Source organism: Deltaproteobacteria bacterium (assembly GCA_028818775.1).
Lineage (GTDB): Bacteria > Desulfobacterota > Binatia > UBA9968 > JAJDTQ01 > JAJDTQ01.
This window is the reverse complement of record JAPPNE010000028.1, coordinates 1-3,746: the sequence shown is the minus strand read 5'-3', so window position 1 is coordinate 3,746 and position 3,746 is coordinate 1. Positions and strand designations below refer to the sequence as shown.

Here is a 3,746-nt window from a genome sequence, read left to right as displayed (position 1 = left end):
TGATCTCGGGCACGGCGGTGACGAGGGACAGGACGGTCTCGATGCCTTCGCCGACTAGGAGCGGAGCGACGGAGTCGGTGTGCAGGCCGAAGCGCACGGCGAGGCCGTAGATGCGGCCCAGGGCCTTCCTGGGCGAGACGATGTCCGCCTTGGCGGGGCGGCGGGGATCGAGCCAGGTGCGGTGCACGCCAGAGACGGCGCCGTCGTTGCCGGTAACGGCGGCGACCAGTGCCGGCAGGCGGCGGACGGAGGAGCCTTCGCGGTAGCGAAGCTCGGGGTGGAAGCGGAGGGCGGGGAAGCGGCAGCGCGCGAGGCCGCGGGCGCGGAGATAGGCTTCGGCGTGGGTGCCGTCCACCGGGCGGCAACCCCGCCACAGGCGGCGCGCGGCTTCGATGGCGTCGTAGTCGCCTGAATCGCCCACGGCCGGCGAAGCCGGCAGGGCGAGGAAGGCGCGGGCGTGGTCGAGCGCCGCGCGGAGCGTCGGCGCGCCCGTGCGGTGGCGGATGAGGTCGAGCAGGTCGCCGTGGCTGCCTTCGGCAGCATCGGTCCACTTGCCAGGGGTGCCGGGACCCTGCAGGCGGACGAAGAGGGACTTTCCGCGGGCGCCGTCGAGGTCGCCCGCGACCCAGTAGCGGCCCTGGCGGCGGCCGTGGGGGAGGTAGCGCTGGCAGACCTCTTCGGCGCGCGCGCCGAGCGCGGCGGCGATGGCGGCTGCCGGCGACGGATGGTTGTGCATGGCGGCTCTCCTTCACGGGACAGGACACCCGGCCGGGGCCGGAGGGCGAGCGGGCCGAGCGAAGCGATGGTCCGAAGCCCGGAGGGTGGTTGCTCGGGACCGGCTCCATAGAAAATGGGGCTGACGCACGAAGCGCCAGCCCCAGGGTGGGAGGAGAGGAAGTGGACGGCTCCACTCAAAACGGGATGTCGTCGTCGGCACCCGCGGCCTGGGACGATGTCCCGGCGTCCTTCATCGCGGCGTCGTCCGCCGCCATCGACGGGTCCGCCGCGGCCGGGGCGCCGTTGCCGTTCGGCCGTTCCAGGAACTGCACCCTTCCGCCCGGGACCAGCAGGATCTCGGTCGAGTAGCGGTCGCTGTCCTCGCCGGGCTTCGACCAGCGCCGGGTCTGGAGCTTGCCGTCGATGTAGACCAGCCGGCCCTTGCGGGCGTGCTTCTGGAGCATCTCGACGAGGCCGTCCTGGAATGTCACCACACGGTGCCATTCGGTCTTGTCCACCCGATCGCCGGTCTGGCGGTTGATGTACGACTCATCGGTCGCGATGCTCAGGTTGGCGACGCGGCCGCCGCTGGAGAGGTGGTTGACGGTGACGTCGGCGCCGAGACGTCCGATCAGTTCTACGCGATTCAGTCCAAAGCTTTGAGTCGCAACAAGCGACAGGCATGCGCCTCGACCGCCAAGAGGCGACATAAGTCACATTATTTCAATGAGTTGTATATGAAACGCTTCGCGAAAAGAGCGACAAGACCTCTCTGCCGCAGCCCCTGGTTGACTTCTTTGTGTTGATCTATATGATGATAATTCAACACATCTCGGGAGGTTCCCCACATGTCAACACATTCCGGCAAGCGCACCGCCATTCTCAAGATGACCCTCAACAAGCGCAGCGTCGACGCCCTTGTCCCGGGGCCCACTCCCTTCATCGCATGGGACGACCGCCTGACCGGCTTCGGCGTTCGGGTCCAGCCCTCGGGCGTGCGCTCCTACATCGTCAACTACCGCGCGGGCCAGGGCGGCAGAAAGGCCGCCAACCGCCGCCTGGTCATCGGCCGCCACGGCAAGGTGACCGCCGAGCAGGCCCGTCGCGCCGCCCACGAGACCTTGGGCAAGGTCGCCGCCGGCGAGGACCCCGCGGGCGAGCGCGCCCGCACCCGCGCCATGCCCACCGTGCGCGAAGCCTTCGAGGACCATCTCCTTGCCGGCCCCGAGCGAAAGCCCAGCACCCTCGCCCACTACCGGAGCGCGGTCTACCGAGACCTGGCTTCCTGGCTCGACCGCCCCCTCGACACCATCTCCCGCCGGGACGTCGAACAGTGCTTCGCCCGCCTCACCCGCGACGCCGGCTGGGTCCAGGCCAACAGCGCGCTGAAGATGCTGCTCGCCCTCTACCGCCGCCAGTGCATCGACATCCAGGGCCTGCACAACCCGGTGGAGCAGTGGCGGGCGGGCGGCGGACGCTTCCATGCCCGCAAGCGCCGCCGCATTCCGCCGCCCGCCGAGGTGCTGCCGCGCTGGCGCAGGGGCCTGGAGACCGCGGTGCGAAACCCCGTCGCCCGCGACGCCTTCCTCTTCGGGCTCTATACCGGCATGCGCCGGGCCGAGGTCTTCGGGCTCGGCTGGACGCAGGTGGACCTCGACGCGTGCGCCCTGCGCGTGGAGGAGACCAAGACCGGCGAGCCGTTGGAGTTCCCCCTCACCCGCCAGCTCACCGAAATCCTCGATGGCCGCCGCGCCGCGCGCGGCGCCTTCCCGGAGAAGAGCCGCGCCTGGGTGTTCCCCTCCGAGATCAGCAGGACCGGGCATCTGGAAGGGATGCAGCACCTGAACGCGCGCATCGGCGAGGCGGGCGGGGCGAGGTTCTGGTTCCACGCGCTACGCAACTGCTTCATCACCGTGGCCGACCGCGAGCTGATGCTCCCCACCAGCCTCACCAAGCGCTTGGTCAACCATGCCCGGCCCCAGGACGTGACCGAGGGCTACGCCGCGGACTGGACCATGGACCAGCTCCGCGACGCGGCGCAGAAGGTCGCCGACCGGATCGACGAACTGGCCCGAGGTTGAGCTTGCACTGACTGTCAGGGTCTCACGTGCGCGCTGGAGGCTTGTCTCCGGTCCAGGGTGAGAGGGTGCCGGAATCGGGAATCCGCGACCCCATGACTTGATGTACAGTTTCACCAGCGGCGGCTTGTCGGTCGGCGAGGGTTTGGTATACGATCAGGAAGCTGCTCGGTCACAATACAATAAGGTCCAGACCACGGCCCGCCATGCCCATTTCGCCAACGATCCGGTCAAGTCAACCGCCAACTGTATCGCAAGCTGAGACGGCCGTTGACCCTTGGCCATTCGTCTGTTAACAGCGTCCGTTTGTACGCGGAGGGAGGTGCTGGAGAATGATTGAGGACGTTCACCTTACGCGGCGCATCCTTGAACACTTCGCCAGCCACAAGGTGGGCTGGCCAGCGAACGAAACCCTGGAGACCTTGGCGACCGTGTTTCCCGACACGGACGAGGAAAGCTTGGCGTACCACATACAGTGTGCGACGGAGGCGGACTTGTTGGAGGCCCAAGTTGACAAGACGTTCACCTTCGACGGTGCGATTGTCAACATTGGTTACATTGTCGGCCTGACCCAACGTGGCGGCGAGTACGTGAAGGATTCCCGAACGGAGTATTGGCAAAAGGCGTTCGACCACCTTAAAGGAGCCGGTATCAGTGCCACGACGGACAGGTTGAAGGACGCGATGGCACGTCTGATTTCTGTCGTGATCGGTAACTTGGGCTAGAAGTTAGAACGGCTGTCCATCCCTGTGTTTTGCCGACTCCTCGTGTGCCTTCCCCGCGGTTTCGCGGGTCTTGATCCCTTTCGCGGGTCTTGATCCCGATTCTCGACGGCCATGTCGCTGATCAAAGGAAGATTTTGGCGTGGGCGGATGAGGCACCCGTGATGACCGTACCGGAGTCAAATCGAGGTACTCTTTCCGCCATGCACAGATGGTTCACCACACCATT

General features: G+C 66.8%; 4 protein-coding genes. 2 read left to right on the top strand and 2 right to left on the bottom strand.

Annotated elements, in window-relative coordinates; translation table 11 throughout:
• A partial coding sequence (locus tag OXU42_02235) for a hypothetical protein (protein ID MDE0028209.1) occupies positions 1-736 on the bottom strand: 736 nt, incomplete at its 3' end.
• 175 nt (positions 737-911) lie between these two features.
• On the bottom strand, positions 912-1,427 hold the full coding sequence (gene ssb, locus OXU42_02230) for a single-stranded DNA-binding protein (protein ID MDE0028208.1): 516 nt from the start codon (positions 1,425-1,427) through the stop codon (positions 912-914).
• A 138-nt stretch (positions 1,428-1,565) separates the two neighbouring features.
• Between ssb and OXU42_02225 the strand changes: the two genes are divergently transcribed.
• On the top strand, positions 1,566-2,798 hold the full coding sequence (locus OXU42_02225) for an integrase family protein (GenBank protein ID MDE0028207.1): 1,233 nt from the start codon (positions 1,566-1,568) through the stop codon (positions 2,796-2,798).
• Between the two features lie 329 nt (positions 2,799-3,127).
• Positions 3,128-3,520, top strand: coding sequence for a DUF2513 domain-containing protein (locus OXU42_02220; protein MDE0028206.1), 393 nt, complete (start codon positions 3,128-3,130; stop codon positions 3,518-3,520).
• The last annotated feature ends 226 nt before the right edge of the window (positions 3,521-3,746 follow it).